The organism is Aquabacterium sp., assembly GCF_016234775.1.
Lineage (GTDB): Bacteria > Pseudomonadota > Gammaproteobacteria > Burkholderiales > Burkholderiaceae_C > Aquabacterium.
In genome coordinates this window covers 109,072-125,065 of record NZ_JACRAH010000064.1, presented here as the reverse complement: position 1 = coordinate 125,065, position 15,994 = coordinate 109,072, and the positions used below count along the sequence as shown (strand labels likewise).

At 64.6% G+C, this 15,994-nt stretch carries 14 protein-coding genes; 4 read left to right on the top strand and 10 right to left on the bottom strand.

Annotated features, from left to right (window positions below; translation table 11 throughout):
* Positions 1-1,137: calcium-binding protein (locus HY836_RS18615; protein WP_290679396.1), on the bottom strand; the 1,137-nt coding region annotated here is incomplete at its 3' end.
* 184 nt (positions 1,138-1,321) lie between these two features.
* On the bottom strand, positions 1,322-2,911 hold the full coding sequence (locus HY836_RS18610; protein WP_290679393.1) for an alkaline phosphatase D family protein: 1,590 nt from the start codon (positions 2,909-2,911) through the stop codon (positions 1,322-1,324).
* Positions 2,912-3,012: 101 nt separating this feature from the next.
* On the opposite strand from HY836_RS18610, the gene HY836_RS18605 reads away from it, so the two are divergent.
* The 4 genes from HY836_RS18605 (at position 3,013) to HY836_RS18590 (ending at position 7,275) form a co-directional block, all read left to right on the top strand.
* Positions 3,013-3,813, top strand: coding sequence for a PhaM family polyhydroxyalkanoate granule multifunctional regulatory protein (locus HY836_RS18605; RefSeq protein WP_290679390.1), 801 nt, complete (start codon positions 3,013-3,015; stop codon positions 3,811-3,813).
* A 34-nt stretch (positions 3,814-3,847) separates the two neighbouring features.
* The gene (locus tag HY836_RS18600; RefSeq protein ID WP_290679387.1) at positions 3,848-5,098 is read left to right on the top strand and encodes an FIST N-terminal domain-containing protein; all 1,251 of its coding nucleotides are present in this window, start codon (positions 3,848-3,850) and stop codon (positions 5,096-5,098) included.
* A 128-nt stretch (positions 5,099-5,226) separates the two neighbouring features.
* Entirely contained in the window at positions 5,227-5,688 is a 462-nt protein-coding gene (locus tag HY836_RS18595) for a hypothetical protein (RefSeq protein WP_290679385.1), read from the top strand.
* A gap of 54 nt (positions 5,689-5,742) precedes the next feature.
* Complete coding sequence (locus HY836_RS18590) at positions 5,743-7,275, top strand: FAD-linked oxidase C-terminal domain-containing protein (protein WP_290679383.1); 1,533 nt, start codon at positions 5,743-5,745, stop codon at positions 7,273-7,275.
* Between the two features lie 41 nt (positions 7,276-7,316).
* Here HY836_RS18590 and HY836_RS18585 read toward each other — a convergent pair whose 3' ends face one another.
* The 8 genes from HY836_RS18585 to HY836_RS18550 form a co-directional block, all read right to left on the bottom strand.
* Positions 7,317-8,027, bottom strand: a complete 711-nt coding sequence (locus HY836_RS18585) for a GntR family transcriptional regulator (RefSeq protein ID WP_290679380.1) — start codon at positions 8,025-8,027, stop codon at positions 7,317-7,319.
* The gene (hpxZ, locus tag HY836_RS18580) at positions 8,024-8,434 is read right to left on the bottom strand and encodes an oxalurate catabolism protein HpxZ (RefSeq protein ID WP_290679377.1); all 411 of its coding nucleotides are present in this window, start codon (positions 8,432-8,434) and stop codon (positions 8,024-8,026) included. Before hpxZ ends, HY836_RS18585 begins: the two co-directional genes overlap by 4 nt.
* Positions 8,431-10,350, bottom strand: a complete 1,920-nt coding sequence (gene atzF, locus HY836_RS18575) for an allophanate hydrolase (protein ID WP_290679374.1) — start codon at positions 10,348-10,350, stop codon at positions 8,431-8,433. The genes hpxZ and atzF overlap by 4 nt, the downstream gene beginning before the upstream one ends.
* A gap of 54 nt (positions 10,351-10,404) precedes the next feature.
* Positions 10,405-11,073, bottom strand: a complete 669-nt coding sequence (locus tag HY836_RS18570) for a cysteine hydrolase family protein (RefSeq protein WP_290679371.1) — start codon at positions 11,071-11,073, stop codon at positions 10,405-10,407.
* Complete coding sequence (locus HY836_RS18565; protein WP_290679368.1) at positions 11,070-12,671, bottom strand: ABC transporter ATP-binding protein; 1,602 nt, start codon at positions 12,669-12,671, stop codon at positions 11,070-11,072. The genes HY836_RS18570 and HY836_RS18565 overlap by 4 nt, the downstream gene beginning before the upstream one ends.
* A gap of 515 nt (positions 12,672-13,186) precedes the next feature.
* Positions 13,187-13,882, bottom strand: a complete 696-nt coding sequence (locus HY836_RS18560) for a cysteine hydrolase family protein (RefSeq protein WP_290679366.1) — start codon at positions 13,880-13,882, stop codon at positions 13,187-13,189.
* 10 nt (positions 13,883-13,892) lie between these two features.
* Complete coding sequence (locus tag HY836_RS18555) at positions 13,893-14,816, bottom strand: ABC transporter permease (RefSeq protein WP_290679363.1); 924 nt, start codon at positions 14,814-14,816, stop codon at positions 13,893-13,895.
* Positions 14,813-15,958: an ABC transporter permease gene (locus HY836_RS18550; RefSeq protein ID WP_290679360.1), complete on the bottom strand. Its 1,146-nt coding sequence runs from the start codon at positions 15,956-15,958 to the stop codon at positions 14,813-14,815. Before HY836_RS18550 ends, HY836_RS18555 begins: the two co-directional genes overlap by 4 nt.
* Positions 15,959-15,994 lie beyond the last annotated feature (36 nt).

Below are 15,994 nucleotides of genomic sequence, written 5' to 3'. Positions count from 1 at the left end.
TTCGACGTCTGCCATGGTGATGCCCTGGCCCAGTTGCAGCACGTCGGACTGACCGATGTCGCCGCCGCCAGGTGCGGCCACAACCGTATCCTGGCCATCGCCGCGCGCAAACAGGTAGGTATCGGCACCCAGGCCACCATCAAGCAGATCCCGCCCCGCGTCGCCATAAAGGGTATCGCGGCCTTCCATGCCCATGATCTGGTCATCACCGGCACCACCGTCCAGTGCATCGTCTTGCGGCGAGCCCGGCAGGTAGTCACCCGCGGCAGACAATTTGCGATCGATGGCAAGACCGTCCCAGTAGCTGCCATCGGCGAACTCGATGCGGGGGCGATCCGGCCCGTAGGTATTGAAGTATCCGGCGATGCGCACGCTGTCGCTGCGGCCATCCAGATGCAAGACCAGGTCGCCACTTTCGGCGACGATGCTGACGTTGCTCATGTCAATGCCCGCACCGAAACGCAAGCGGTCTGACTGCCCCATGCCCTCGGGCCATCCGGCCAGGACGGTGTCCTGCCCATCGCCACGACCAAACAGATAGGTGTCGGCACCCGCACCGCCATCCAACAGGTCTCGCCCGGCATCGCCGTACAGCGTGTCTTGGCCCCCTGCGCCCAGCAGGATGTCATCACCCTGGCTGCCCTCCAGCGCATCGTCACCCTCGGTACCGCTCAGCTGGACGCCCCATGCCTGAAGCTTGGTGGCCACAACCGCGGCATCCCAACGCGCGCCATCAGCGAACACGATCACTGGACGATCCGGCACGGATTGATCGAAATAACCAGCCAGACGCACGCGGTCCTGGCTGTCGCGAAGCTTGACGATCAGGTCCGCGCCATCAGCAAGCAGATCCACATCACTGACCTGGATGCCCGCGGTCAGCGCCAGGTGATCACCAACCGCATCAGGCCCATAGACAAAGACGGTGTCCTGGCCATCGCCGCGACCGAAAAGGAAGGTGTCAGCGCCTGCGCCACCATCCAGCATATCGTTACCGGTATTGCCGGCCAGGGTGTCGTCACTCGAACCGCCCGCCAGGGTGTCTCGCCCCTCCAAACCTTCGATGACATCCGGCCCTTCGGAACCGTTGATGAAGTCGTCGAACGGACTACCCTTGATGACGATGCTGTCGGCCATGTGGCGCTCCCTTTTGCTGCGGCTTTGAGTGCCTCAACGCAGCCGGGCCCACAACCACATGCCGTAGCCCACCGCCGCTGAGGAATTTATTGAAGCGGCAGCTTATCAAACAGAAAGCGGTCGCGGCCTACTGATTTCACCCCCCTTACAAGGGGCATCGACGTCCGACCACATCGTGATGTGCCTAGGCTTTGCGAGGCCCAGGCACGCCCCGATCAACGACGAATTTCGCCTGGGTTCTCAGGCGCGAGTCCGGTCGCACAGGATGTGGCGTGCTGCGGAACTCGCAACTCAGTTGTTGAGGCGTCACATCCAGCAAGGCGTAGCCTCGCTCATCGCCACGCACATGGAGCAGGTCAGGATTGCCGCCTTTCAAGAGGCCGGACAGGAACTCGCTCAAGCCCTTGCTGGACACGGATGAGGTCACAAACTCGCTGGCCACAATGGGCGAAGAAAGGTCATGCGGATTGAGCCGCAAGTTGGCGGCTACGTGGCGGTGAACATCGCCGCTGAGGCAGACGACGTCAGGCACGCGAGGTTGGGCGATGGCCGACATGAGTCGCTCTCTGGCGGCAGGAAAGGCGTCCCAGCCATCGGCATACAGCAGCGATCCCAAAGGTGACTTGATGCCCCCAGGTGCAATCTGGGTGGGTTGCGCCACGATTTTCCAGGCGCGTTCACTGGAAGCCAGGCCGTCGGCGAGCCAATATTCCTGGTCCATCCCCAACAGCGTGCGCTCAGGCACCTCCGCCGCCTTGCAGCGCCACAAGACCTGCCCACGCTGCGGCGCATGGACGCCTGAGCAAGCAGGTGGATCGCGGAACTGTCGCCCATCCATCGTCCAGATCTCGGCCAGCTGCCCCCACTCGAAACGATCATGCATGCGCATGATCGCCCCGACGGGCGCTCGACTGGGGGACACAGGCAGGTGCTCGTAGTAAGCCCGGTAGGCTGCCGTGCGAAGGGCCAGAAAGGCATGCGGATCGGACATGTTCGCCAGGTATTCCCCGGCATAGCCATTCACAACGTCATGGTCATCCCATACAAGAAGCCAGGGATGGGCCGCATGGCTGGCGCGCAGATCGGGGTCGAGCTTGTAGCTGGCGTGGTGCGCACGGTAATCCCCCAGGGTGTAGTGGGACTCGTCACCAGGAAACACGTGGGGATGCTGCCGAACCTTCTGAAAGGGCATCGCCTCGGTCTCGTAGATATAGTCACCCAGGAAGAGCACGAGGTCCACATCGGCCGCGGCGATTTCCCTGTGCACGGCGTAGAACCCGGCTTCGTAGTGCTGGCAGGAAGCCACAGCCAGGCGCAAGCGTTCATTGCGCGCAGCGGGATCTGGTGCCGTGCGCGTGCGGCCGACCGGACTGATCTGGCCACCCGCACGAAACCGATAGAAGTACGTGCGACCAGGCATCAGGCCCGCCACATCCACATGCACGCTGTGCGCGGCGCCTGGCTCGGCCACCGTGGCGCCATAACGTACCACCTGGCTGAAGCGCGCATCGGCCGCCACCTCCCACAACACGGGCACGCCGCGTGCGGGCATGCCACCATCGGGCGACATGGGCTTGGGCGCCAGCCGGGTCCACAACACCACGGATGTCGGCCGGGGCTCGCCACTGGCTACCCCCAAGGTGAACACCTCGCCTGACTCTGCCCAACTGCCGGCCTCCGTCACCGGGGTGCGGTCCGCCGACGCGAAGACCTGCTGCCAGGCGAGGGCGGCAGCGGTCTGGCAAAGGCGGGTGAACAGTTCTCGACGTTGCATGAAGGCGCCGATTATGCGTTGCAACAAAGTCCAAAACGCCACAGAAGGCCCGCAGGGGGGCACAATGGGCTTGCCGATTTGATGACCACACGGGAGTTCCCATGCCAACGCGTCCGCCCAGCCCGGATCCCTCCGCTGCCACGTCAGCCGATCAAGGCAGCAATCCTTTTGCGTCCATGGGCGCAGGCCTGGGCGCCGGCCTGGGCTTCTTTCAGGACTGGCTCAAGGCCGCCGGAAGCGCCCTGCCGAACATGCCTGGTGCGGCCTCCGGCGCCTCGGCCGGCATGCCAGCCTGGAGCATGCCAACCCTGGATCCCGAAGAGCTTGAAAAGCGCATTCAGGACCTCAAGACCGTGCAGTTCTGGCTGGAGCAGAACGCCCGCATGATCGCCATGACCATCCAGGGCCTGGAAGTTCAGCGCATGACGCTGACCACGCTCAAAGGCATGAATGTGTCGATGGATGCGCTGCGGGACTCGCTCAAGGTTCGACCTGAGACCACCCAGACGACGCCCCCTTCCCCCCCTCCCGCTCAGGCCACCAATGCGCGCCGGGATGAAACCACGCCCGGCTCGGACGACCAACCGAGTGGCGCCCCCGGCGCCTCCCCCGCAAACGGCGAGCAGGAAGGAGCCGACCTGATCAACCCCATGCGCTGGTGGGATACCTTGACGCAGCAGTTCACCCACCTGGCCTCACAAGCCGCACAAACGGTTGGGGACTCGGTGGGCGAGTCCATGGACATGATCAAGCAGGCGCAAGCCTCCGCCGCAGAGTTCGCCACGCCAGGCGCCAGCAAGAAAGCCAGCTCACGCGCAGCCCCCAAGCCCGCGACAGCCAAACGTACCGCAAGCAAAACAGCGGCACGCAAGTCGACCCGATCCACGGCAAACAAGCCCTGATGGCCAGCTTGCCGGCCCACAGGAAGGCCACTGTGTGACTGCCGATCCTCTGCGCTTTCTCCACGCACACGCCACCCATCCCCGGCCGGAGCTGGCGCTGGAGTTGGTGTGGGCGCAACTGGCATCGCAAGGTGCCGAGCAGATGGGCGCCACCCTGGGCTGGTGCTACCTCACGGAAGAGCTGGCCGACGGGGCCAGCGCGATCCTGGCCGGCTTGCGCGAACGCCTGCCTGATGTCGCCTGGGTTGGTGGCGTAGGCGCAGGTGTTCTCGCCACGGGCGTCGAATACATCGACGAACCTGCCTTGGCGGTGATGGTTTGCAATCTGCCTGCCAGCAGCTTTCAGGTCTTCCATGGCCGGCAACCACTGACCGCCACCCACCCGATGGCGAGCCGGGACAGCACACAATGGCGCGCCCACACAGCCATGGTGCACGCCGATGGGCATGCCACCGATCTGCCTGAACTGATCCAGGAGCTGGCCGAACGGACCGAAACTGGTTTTCTGTTTGGCGGTGTCAGTGCGGGGCAATCACAAAGCCTGCATCTGGCGCTGGATCCCCATGCGCGCTTGACCACACCGCCACCAGACAACCGGCAGGCAGGCATCTGGCAAGGTGGGGTATCGGGCGTGGCCTTCAACAGCGAGGTCAGGTTGGTGACCCGTGTCACGCAGGGCTGTGAACCCATCGGCCCGCGCCGGCAGGTGACAGCGGCCCACCGCAATGTGGTCTATGAACTGGACGGCTTGCCTGCGCTGAACTGTCTGCTCAAGGATCTGGGTGTGCCGGTGACGGTCAGCGAATCCGACTGGCAACGCGATGCCTTGCCCAAAGTGCGCGCCACGCTGGTGGGCTTGAGCGACGAAGGCCACGATTTGCTCAGTCACGGCCAGCACTTCACGGCCGACACGCGTGTGCGCCATCTGGTGGGCATCGACCCCAGCCGTTATGGCGTGGCGATCAGCGATCTGGTGGAGTCCGGCATGCAGTTGGCGTTCTGCCAACGGCATGTGGCAGCCGCACGCAAGGACCTGGTACGCATCTGCGCGGAAATCCGCGAGGAGTTTGACCCCACCGAGCACCCTGGTAGCCGGGCTACAGGCGCCGTCTACGTGAGTTGTGCGGGGCGAGGCGGACCGCATTTCGGGGCCCCCAACGCCGAAATGGAGATCATCGCGCACGCGCTGGGCGATATCCCGCTGGTTGGCTTTTTCGCCAGCGGCGAGATCGCAAAGCACCACCTGTACGGCTATACCGGCGTGCTCACGGTATTTGGCGGCTGATTCCGACACGGCCTCCCCCATCGGTGTGTCCCCCTTGCGGCGGCACCTCCCGAGGGGATTTTCACGAGGTGAAGCGGCTCGCACACTGGCGACCGTTGTCTGTAGCAGGACGTCAGCAGGAGTCCATCATGATCGCTCGCCCCATCCATCGCCCCCACCCCATTTCCTTCACCGGGCCCGCACCTGGCGCTCACTCACCGCGCCCGGTGAGCTGGACTGCATCCTCGGGCCCGGCCCGGCAAGTACTGGCCAGCCAGCGCCAACACGTGGCCATGGCCCATCACCAGGCCACGAACGAGGTATCACGCATCACGCCGGCCCCTCAGCAGAAGGCACCGGCCAGTGCATCTGAATCACCCCTCAACCCGATGCGATGTCAGCCTCAGGTAGGCACCAAGCCTGCCAGAACAAGCGGCAAAGCCACGACACCGACCGAGCTGTCCGCCCGCTACATCGGCCATGGCGCCTTGAGCGTGCGCTCCTCCGTGACGGGGCGCCACTACCGTTTCCAGGGTCACGGCGACAGCCAGAAGATCGACAAACACGACATGCTGATGCTCAAGCGCATATCTGACCTGATCGTCAGCTGAAGGATCACTGCGGCGGCGCCCGGGAAAGGTGCTGATGGGTATAAAGTGACGCAGATGGACACCACGGTCACTCACACACCCGCCACGCCCGAGGCTGATCGCCTGGCGCGCCAACAACGTCAGCAGGCGGTCGTCAAGGCCTTGTCGGGCGTGCTGCCCGAGCGCAGCATCCTGTGGCGCGACGAAGCCGTCACCCCTTTTGAATGCGATGGCCTGAGCGCCTACCGCCAACGCCCGCTGGCCGTGGCCTTGCCGGAGACCCACGAACAGGTCGGCGCCGTGCTCAAGGCCTGCCACGCACTGAACGTGCCCGTGGTGGCACGCGGCGGTGGCACCGGCCTGTCGGGTGGTGCCTTGCCCAATGCCATGGGTGTGACCTTGTCGCTGGCCCGGCTCAACCGCATCCTGCACATCGATCCGCTGGCCCGCACGGCCGTGGTCGAATGCGGCGTGCGCAATCTGGCCATCAGCGAAGCCGCTGCAGCACACGGCCTGTATTACGCGCCTGATCCGAGCAGCCAGATCGCCTGCACCATCGGCGGCAATGTGGCTGAAAACGCCGGCGGCGTGCACTGCCTGAAATACGGCCTGACCGTGCACAACGTGCTGCGCGTGCGCGGCTTCACGGTGGAAGGCGATGTATTGGAGCTGGGCAGCGAAGCGCTCGATGCAGCCGGCCTGGATCTGCTGGCCGCCTTCATCGGCAGTGAAGGCCTGCTGGGCGTGGCCACCGAGATCACCGTGCGCCTGCTGCCCAAACCCCAAGTGGCGCGCTGCCTGCTGGTCAGCTTCGACGATGTGGGCAAGGCTGGCGATGCGGTGGCAGCCATCATCGCTGCGGGCCTGATCCCGGCCGGGCTGGAGATGATGGACAAGCCCATGACCGCTGCGGTTGAAGACTTCGTGCACGCGGGCTATGACCTGAATGCCGAAGCCATCCTGCTGGTCGAAAGCGATGGCAGCCCTGAAGAGGTGGATGAAGAGATCGAGCGCCTGCGCGCCGTGCTGGACCAGGCAGGCGCCACGCAAGTCAGCATCAGCGAAGACGAGGCCCAGCGCTTGCGCTTCTGGAGCGGCCGCAAGAACGCCTTCCCCGCCACAGGGCGCATCAGCCCCGATTACCTGTGCATGGATGCCTCCATCCCGCGCAAGGCGCTGGCCACCATGCTGCAGGCCATCAACGGCATGCAGACCACCTATGGTCTGCGCTGCGTGAATGTGTTCCATGCGGGTGACGGCAACATGCACCCGCTGATCCTGTTCGATGCCAATGACCCGGACCAGCTCCAGCGTGCCGAAGCCTTCGGCAACGACATCCTGCGCCAGGCCGTGCAACTGGGCGGCAGCATCACGGGCGAACACGGCGTGGGTATCGAGAAGCTCGACGCCATGTGCACCCAGTTCACGGATGCCGAGCGTGCGCAGATGCTGGCCTTCAAGGCGGCCTTTGATCCCAAGGGGCAGCTCAACCCGGGCAAGATGATCCCGATGCTGGCGCGTTGCGGGGAGTTGCGCCCTGGCCCCGGTCAAGGTATGGGGCAGACACCGGCCTTGAAAGAAGCGCTGGCGACCTTGCCGCGGTTCTGAGTTGAACGTCTGAACCGCGCAGATGGCAGCGCGGTCAGGCCTTACTGGCCTGACGCAATGCGCTGGCGGGCCTGGTACAGCATGTCCAGCGTGATGTGCCGCACCTCGGCCTTGCTCTGCGCGACGTGCGCCTTGAGCAGGCGTTGGGCCTCATCAGCCCGCCTGCGCGTGATCGCGCGCAGGATGCGGGCATGCTCGTCGTACGTGGCCTCCACGCGCGACGGCTTGGTGAAGTCCAGCCGGCGGATGATGCGGATGCGCTCGGTGATGTCCTCGTGCACGCGGATCATCTCGGCGTTGCCTGTGGCGCGCACCAGGGCCGAGTGGAACTCTTCGTCGAGCTTGTCTACCGTGATGAAGGCGGTCTGGCGTTCGTTGGGCTTGATCAGCCAGGTGTCGGCCAGTTCCTTGAGCGCAGGGCGCTCTTCGGCCTCGCACAGCTTGGCCACGGCGTGGGTCTCCAGCAGCACACGCAGATCGTAGAGCTGGTCGAAGGTTTCGAAATCCAGCGGCGCAACCTGCCAGCCGCTTTTGGGAAACACCAGCAGGAAGCCCTCGCGTTGCAGGCGCTGCAGGGCCTGGCGCAAGGGCGTGCGGCTCACCTGTACCTGGTTGGCCAGATCACTCTCTGAAAACCGATCTCCGGGCAGCAGCGCGAAATCGAAGATCAGTTGCTTGATCTGGGCATAAACCCGTTCAGCCAGTGTCACCGCAGGCAGGGAGCTTGGAGGGGAGGAGGAAACCAGTTTCATGGCGAAGCGGCGGATTGGAAGGGAACCATGCTGACGTGCGCTGACACGATACGCCAACCTTCCGGCAGGCGCACCCAGGTCTGGGTCTGAAAACCATGCAGATCGGTGTCGCTGCGCTTGAACTCGCACATGGCCACAGCCATATCCGGTCCGAAAGCGGTGATGCGCACATCGTGCAAGGTACGCGTGAAATCAGGCGCAGGCACTTTGGCTCGATAGGCTACCAGCGCATCGTGCCCAAGTTGCTTGTCACAGATGCCATAGCGCGTCACGGCCTGGTGCTGCCAGAAATAGGCGTTGAGTTCGTCCACGTCATTGCGCATCAAGGCAGACTCATAGTCCAGAAAGATGCGCGTGACCTCCTGCACCACGTCGTGCAGATTGATCTGCGCTGATCCCAAGGTCATGCGGCGCTCCTGCTTGCTTCTGTTTGTGTGGCCTGCGCCTTCACATGGGCCATGTAGGCTCGCCATCCGCCGAAGTGGCTGATGTCTTGCGCACCAGCGATGCCACATGGCTCGCAGATGAAGCCCTTCACCCAGCTGCCATCGGCCAGCTCCACCGACCCCAGGCCCAAGGGTGGTGGAATCATCGCCAGGAAAGAGCCGATCGCGGATTGAGGTACGGCATACACCTCCAACTCGATGGCATGCCCTGCCTCCGGTGGCGCCTCATCGGCCAGTCGCGCCAGGCCCGGCTTGGGTGGCACGGTGCCGGGCAAGGCATACAGCTGATACCGAGGTGCGGTGTGCGTGCGCATCAGCAGGCGAGCCCGGCGTTCGGTGAGCTGCCAATGCAAGGGCATGCCGCTGAGGTGCGCCCCCACCACGGCCAGGGCCATCACGGGCTCAGCGCTGAGCGCCTTGCAACCCGGCAAGGCCAGCTCGGCATCAGATGCCATGGCCAGACCATGCCCCAGGCTCAAGCCCTCGTCCAGGCAACTCGCTTGCCAGCGCGCGCCCAGGTCGAGCAAGGCGGCATCTGACCCACCTGGCGCGATCAAGGTGATGCCAAAGGGCAGGCTGCCCTGCGTGAAGCCTGCAGGCAGGGCCAGGGCGGCGAGGCCCAAGAGGTTGACGAAGTTGGTGTAGGTGCCCAGCTGCGCATTGCGCCCGATGGGATCAGCCTCCACGCTGGCCTTGGTCGGCATGGTCGGCGCGGTGGGCACCATGAGCACGTCGATGGCATCCCAGACGGTCGCCTGTTGAGCGGCCAGCTCCTTCAAGCGGTACTGGCCGTTGAAGGCCGATACGGCATCGTGCTGGCCGGCACCTTCGATGATGCGACGCACGACAGGGTTCATCTCATCGGCGTTCTCAGCCATGAACGATGAGATGGCAGCGTGGCGCTCGGCCACCCAAGGGCCTTCGTACAACAGCCACGCCACGTCGTAGAAGCCACGCATGTCGATGGGCACCAGCGTCACGGGCCAGGGCGTGCCATCGGGCTCCTGGAGGTGCGCCCATTGCGACTTGGCCTGCTCGAAGGCCTGCGCGTAGTCGGCATCACCGAAGAACTCGGGTTCAACTGGCACGCCCACACGCAAGGCATGCGGCAGCCGGGGCAGCTGCGGCCTGAAGGCATTGAAGGAGGCCTGGCCTGCCATGGGCCCTTCCGTGACCTGCAGGATGCGCGCTGCGTCCGACGCCGTGAGCGCGAACACCGACACGCAATCCAGGCTTCGGCATGCGGGCAAAACGCCGTGCGTGGGCACCAGGCCAGGTGTGGGCTTGAGGCCCACCAGGTTGTTGAAGCCCGCGGGCACACGACCAGAGCCAGCTGTATCGGTGCCCAGTGCAAAGCTCACCTCGCCGCGCGCCACCACCACCGCCGAACCGGAGCTGGAGCCACCGCTCACGTGGGCATCACTGAAAGTTGATGAAGGCGCACCATAAGGCGAACGCATGCCCACCAGCCCTGTGGCGAACTGATCCAGATTGGTCTTGCCGACCACGATGGCACCAGCGGCCATCAGGCGACGAACCACTTCGGCTGATGCTTCAGGCTTGTAGGCGAAGGCCGGACATGCCGCCGTGGTGGGCAAGCCCGCCACATCGATGTTGTCCTTCACGGCAAAGGGCACGCCGTACAAGGGCAGGCTCTCGGGCGACTGCCCCGCCAGCGCATCCAGCTGCTGCTGGAGGAATGCCGCATCGGCTCGTGTGATCCAGGCCGGGTCCCGCTCAAGCGGGCAGGCCTGCCACCGCGACCACAGGTGAGCCAGCACCTGCTCGGGCCGGAGGCTGCCTTCACGGTAGGCCGCCAGGAGGAGCGCCACCGTGGCGGGAATGTCTGTCGCGGGAGCGGCGTTCAGAAAGGACATGCGATCAAAGGGTAGAAGAAAAATGAAGGGCGAATGCGGTGAGGGCTTGACACCTCAGGCAGCCAGGGCCTGCAGCAAAGCCTCACTGGGTGCCGTCCAGCCCACGATGGCACCTTGGGCGCGGATCATCTCCAGCGTGGCTTGCTTGAACTGCGGGAAGTAACTTTCGGTGCCATCCTCGACCAGCAGGCAGTCATAACCGCGGTCATTGGCTTCGCGCATGCTGGTCTGCACGCACACCTCGGTGGTCACCCCCATCACGATGAGGTGGGTGATCTGGCGCACCTCCAGGGCTTCGCGCAAAGGCGTGGCGTAGAAGGCGCCCTTGCCTGGTTTGTCGATGACCAGTTCGCCTTCGATGGGCGCGAGTTCGGGGATGATGGCGTGACCGGGTTCACCGCGAATGAGGATGCGGCCCATCGGCCCCACATCGCCGATGCGCAAGGTGGGCGAGCCGCGGTTGAGTTTGGCAGGTGGGCAATCAGACAGATCGGCCTTGTGAGCCTCACGGGTGTGCACCACCCAGCCGCCCATCTCACGCCAGGCCTGCAGGACACGCTGGCAGGTGGGCACGATGGCCTGCAGCAGGCTCACATCGTTGCCCAGAGAGGCCCCGAAACCGCCGGGCTCGACAAAGTCACGTTGCATGTCGATGATGAGCAGCGCCGTATGCCGGATGTCGAACGGGTAATCGAAGGGCTGAGCGTGAACGGTCTTGATCATGCGGCCTCCTTGACGGGATGATGGTGGTGCGCACCGCCCATGAAGGCGCCCAGCACGTGGCGATCGGCATCACGCGCATCGCACTCGTGCACGATGCGCCCTTCGCTCATGACCACGATGCGGTCAGCCAGCTTGAGCAGCTCGTCCAGATCTTCACTGACCAGCAGCACTGCCCCACCCTTGTTGCGCACCGCCATGATGCGGCTGTGGATCTCGGCCACGGCGGCAAAGTCCAGACCGAAGACCGGGTTGGACACCAGCAGCACATCGACCTGCCCATCGAACTCCCGGGCCAGCACGGCGCGCTGCACATTGCCACCTGACAGGGAACGAATGGGCGCGTTCTCGCCCTGTGTCTTGACCTTGTAGCTGGCAATCAGCTCCTTGGCCTTGTCTCGCAGCAGGCTGCCGCGCATCCAGCCGAAGCAGGCCACCGGTGCCTGATCGAATCGACGCAGGCCCATGTTGAGCGCCACGCTCAAATCGCCCACACAGGCATTGCGCAGAGGCTCCTCGGGCAGGCTGCGCACGTTCAGGCGCTGGTTCTGCTCGCGCCTGGCGTGGTAGCGCTCATCGGCCATCCAGACTTCGCCGGACTCACGGTCACGCTGGCCCACCAGGGCCTCCATCAGTTCACGCTGGCCGTTGCCGGACACGCCAGCGATGCCCACGATCTCGCCACCGCGAACGTTGAGCGACAACTCGTGCACGGCGCGCTCGCCGCGGTCACCGGCCACACTGAGCTTGTCGACACGCAAGCGAATGGGTGCGGCAGGAAAGGGTTCGCGGGGCATTTCTTCGGAAGACACGGCCGCTGGTGTGGCCGCGCCAGCGCTGAGCCCCATCATCTCGGCGCCCAGCAAGGCTGGCGAGGTATCGGCCACGCGGTGGCTGCCCATAAGCTGCCCTCGGCGCAACACGCTGACGTCGTCGGCCACTTCCATGACCTCGCGGAACTTGTGCGAGATCATGATGACGCTGACCTCACCGGCATGGGCGCGGTCACGCAGGGCGCCCAGCACCTCGTCTGCTTCCTGTGGCGTCAGGACGGAGGTGGGCTCATCAAGGATGAGCAGGCGCGGCTTGAGGAAGAGCTGCTTGAGGATCTCGAGCTTCTGTTTCTCGCCAGCGGACAGGTCCATGGGGCGGGCATCCAGATCGAGCTTGAAGGGCGTGGTGGCCATGAAGGCTTCCAGCTCCTGACGGACCTTGCGCCAGGGCACGATGGCGGGCAGCTCGCCCTTGGCCAGCAGCAGGTTCTCGGCCACGGTCATGCCGGGTACGACGGTGAAGTGCTGGTAGACCATGCCGATGCCGAGGTGACGGGCCACGACAGGCGAGGTGATGGCATGCTCGCGACCGTCGATCAGCACGGCACCGTCGTCGGGTTGGTGATAGCCGACGATGGCCTTGACCAGGGTGCTCTTGCCGGCGCCGTTTTCACCGAGCAGGGCATGCACGGTACCGGGGCGCACGTCGATGGAGACGTTGTCCAGGGCGGTGAAGCTGCCGAAGCGCTTGGTGAGTTGGTAGGTGGACAGGGCCAGGGCACCTGTTTTAGGTGGTGGCTGCAGGCTGGGGTCGAGCGGGGCGGTCATGGGTGGCTGACTCCTGGTGCAGCGCGTTTGACGCGGATGGATGGGGGATGGGAAGGGGTGTGCGGTGAAACCGGAAAGAACAGCAAGGGGGCACGGCTGCGCTCATGCCAGGGGGCAGAGCCCCTGGCGCTCGCCACGCACAAACAGTCCTCAGGACTGTTTGTGTCGGGGCTCGCTCCTCCGTCATGGGCTGCGCCCATGCCTCCCCCTTTACTTCGCTCCGCCATGCCCCCTTGCTGCCCCTTCCTTGCACCGCGCTGGAGGGAAGAGGGGAAATTGCAGCGGCTAGCGCCGCTGCAATTTCCCAAGCCTTCGCGTAGCGAAGGCGCTGCCAGAGCGTCTCGCTGCCGTGAGGCTTGGCTGGATAGCGCAGCGAAGTAAAGGGGGAGGTCAGGCGCAGCCCGGCCGGAGGACATGAGCGGAGCTGTCCAGCCAAGCCTCACGGCCTGCTCGACCGCCAAAGCCCCCTGAGCGGAGCGTTCAAAACAGATCATGTCCACGCACTCCAGCCAACATCAAAGCGACTGCAAAGCCTTGATCACGGCCTTGGAATCCGACACTGCACCAAACACCCCACCCTGCATCTTGATCATCGAAAACGCAGCCGCATGGTTGTTCGGATCGGTGGCCCCCGTGCAGTCTGCCAGCATCACGCACTCGAAGCCGCGGTCATTCGCATCACGCATCGTGGTGTGCACACACACGTCGGTCGTGATGCCCGTGAGGATGATGTTCTCGATCCCCTTGGTGCGCAGAATCAGCTCCAGATCGGTCGCGTAGAACGAACCCTTACCTGGCTTGTCCACGATGGGCTCACCCTCAATCGGATAGAGCTCAGGAATGATGTCCCAGCCCGGCTCCCCCCTCACCAGGATGCGACCACAAGGCCCTGCATCGCCGATGCCCACACCGTTGGTGCCGATCTGACGCGAACGCCAGCGCTTGTTGGCCGGCAGGTCACTCAGATCAGGCCGATGGCCTTCACGCGTGTGGATCACCAGCACGCCCACTTGGCGAGCCACAGCCAGCAAGGCCTTGATCGGCTCGATCGGCGCCCGCGTGGCCGAGATGTCGTACCCCATCTTGTCCACATAACCACCCACGCCGCAGAAATCCGTCTGCATGTCGATGATGATCAGCGCCGTATTGGACGGACGCAGGTCGCCGTTGTAAGGCCAAGCGTAAGGTTGGGCATCAACGTAGGTATTCATGAACACTCCTTCAACGGGACACACCCAGCTCCATCGGCGCACCTTGCAGGGAACGCTTGGGGCTGCAGGTCCACACCAGAATCAGCAAGGTCAGGGCATAGGGCATGGCGTTGAAGAGGTGATAGCCCCAGCCGATGCCCACGGACTGCAGCGCCGGGCCAAGGGCGCCAGCGCCGCCAAACAACAAGGCCGCCCCCAGACAGGCCAGTGGCCGCCATCGCGCGAAAATGACCAGGGCCACCGCGATCAGGCCTTGCCCGCTGGACAAACCTTCATTCCAGCTGCCCGGGTAGTACAGCGACAAGGACGCGCCACCCAACCCAGCGATGAAGCCCCCCGCCATCGTGGCCAGCACGCGCACCGTGTTGACCGAGTAGCCCAGGGCACGCGCGGCATCGCTGCTGTCTCCGGCCATCCGCACGATCAGGCCCCAGCGTGTGTCAGCCAGCGCCCACGACAAGAGCACGGCCAGCACCACGCCAATCGGGAACAAGGCATTGATGCGCAAGGCCGCCTGCACCTGCGACGAGTCACTCCACATGCCGAGTTCCAACGAAGGGATCTGCGCAGCCTGTGGCTGAATCAAGGACTTGCCCAGGTAGAAGGCCAGTCCGGCCCCCAGCAGCATCAAGGCAATGCCGGTGGCGATGTCATTGACACGCGGCAGGGAACACAAGAGCCCGTGCAACATGGCCAGCAAGGCGCCCGCCACACCCGCCAGCATGACACCGGCCCAGGGCGAACCCGTGAGGTAGCTGCCCGCAAAGCCCGCCATGGCCGACAGCACCAGCACGCCTTCGAGGCCCAGGTTGATGCGGCCGGATTTTTCAGTCAGACACTCGCCCAGGCTCACGAACAGAAACGGCGTGCCGACACGGATGGCACCACCCAGCACGGCAATGGCCACGTCGGACCACATGGACACGTCGCTCATGCCGCCTCCTTCGCTTCGGCACCCAAGGCCGCCTGTTCACGCGCCAGACGAGCCCGGCTGGTTTCATGCGCAGCCTTCTCAGCCCGGCGCACGCCTCGCATCGTCATCCACTCGCCCATGCGGCCACGCAAAGCTTCGCTGGCCAGAATCAACACGAAGGCAAAGCCCTGCAACACCAGCACGGAGGCATCGGGCAGATCAAGCCGGCGCTGCAGCAAACTGCCTGCCGAGCCGAAGCCGCCAAAGAGAATGGCCACGGGGATCACGGCAAAGGGGTTGTGGCGCGCCACGAAGGACACCAGGATCCCCGTGTAGCCCAAGCCCGCAATCAAGGAGGCATTGGCGTTGGTGTGCACCGCTGCCACTTCGACACCACCGGCCAGGCCGGCGCAGCCCCCACCCAAGGCGCAGGCAGTGATGATCAAACGGTGACTGGGCAAGCCCACCAGGCGCGCCGCACGGGCATTGCCGCCCACCACCCGCGTGGCAAAGCCGTGCGTGGAACCGAACAACCAGAAGCCCGCAACCAGGCAAGCCAAAGCGCCCCACACCAGGCCCCAATGCACTTCATAGCCGGGCATCAGGCCCAGCAGATTGCTCTCAGTCAAAGGCAAGGTCGACGGCTTGTTCAGGCTGCTGGGGTCCCTCATCGGGCCTTCCACAAAATGCTTGAACAAGCCGATGGCCAGATAGCTCATCAGCAAGGAGCTGATGGTTTCATTCACGCCTCGATACTGGCGCAGCACGCCAGCCAGCGCGATCCACGCGCCGCCCGCCAAGGCACTGGCCAGGAGCACGAGCACGGTGCCCGTCAGGCCAGAAGGCGGCGTCAGCAAATAGGGCAGGCCGGCACAGGCCAGCCCGCCCAGCACCAGCGCGCCCTCCCCGCCAATGACCATCAAGCCAGCGCGCTGCGGGATCGCCACGCACAAGGCCGTCAGCATCAGCGGGGCGGCCCGCTGCAGGGTGTTCTGCCAGGAGAAGGCATCACCGAATGCCCCCTTGAACAGCAACACCCAGGTCTCGGTCGGGCTGGTGCCACCAAGCCACACAAAGCCGCCAAACAGCAGTACCGCGCCAGCCAGAGCCAGCACCGGCAACACCACGCTGTCAAACACCACGGCCACGCGCGAATCGCTCATGGGCACTCCTTTCCCAACCGTCAGACAGGACCCAAG

Coding starts and splice junctions, on each gene's coding strand:
- HY836_RS18610 (WP_290679393.1), bottom strand. CDS start 2,911: ATGCAACGTCGAGAACTGTTCACCCGCCTTTGCCAGACCGCTGCCGCC.
- HY836_RS18605 (WP_290679390.1), top strand. CDS start 3,013: ATGCCAACGCGTCCGCCCAGCCCGGATCCCTCCGCTGCCACGTCAGCC.
- HY836_RS18595 (WP_290679385.1), top strand. CDS start 5,227: ATGATCGCTCGCCCCATCCATCGCCCCCACCCCATTTCCTTCACCGGG.
- HY836_RS18590 (WP_290679383.1), top strand. CDS start 5,743: ATGGACACCACGGTCACTCACACACCCGCCACGCCCGAGGCTGATCGC.
- HY836_RS18585 (WP_290679380.1), bottom strand. CDS start 8,027: ATGAAACTGGTTTCCTCCTCCCCTCCAAGCTCCCTGCCTGCGGTGACA.
- hpxZ (WP_290679377.1), bottom strand. CDS start 8,434: ATGACCTTGGGATCAGCGCAGATCAATCTGCACGACGTGGTGCAGGAG.
- atzF (WP_290679374.1), bottom strand. CDS start 10,350: ATGTCCTTTCTGAACGCCGCTCCCGCGACAGACATTCCCGCCACGGTG.
- HY836_RS18570 (WP_290679371.1), bottom strand. CDS start 11,073: ATGATCAAGACCGTTCACGCTCAGCCCTTCGATTACCCGTTCGACATC.
- HY836_RS18565 (WP_290679368.1), bottom strand. CDS start 12,671: ATGACCGCCCCGCTCGACCCCAGCCTGCAGCCACCACCTAAAACAGGT.
- HY836_RS18560 (WP_290679366.1), bottom strand. CDS start 13,882: ATGAATACCTACGTTGATGCCCAACCTTACGCTTGGCCTTACAACGGC.
- HY836_RS18555 (WP_290679363.1), bottom strand. CDS start 14,816: ATGAGCGACGTGTCCATGTGGTCCGACGTGGCCATTGCCGTGCTGGGT.
- HY836_RS18550 (WP_290679360.1), bottom strand. CDS start 15,958: ATGAGCGATTCGCGCGTGGCCGTGGTGTTTGACAGCGTGGTGTTGCCG.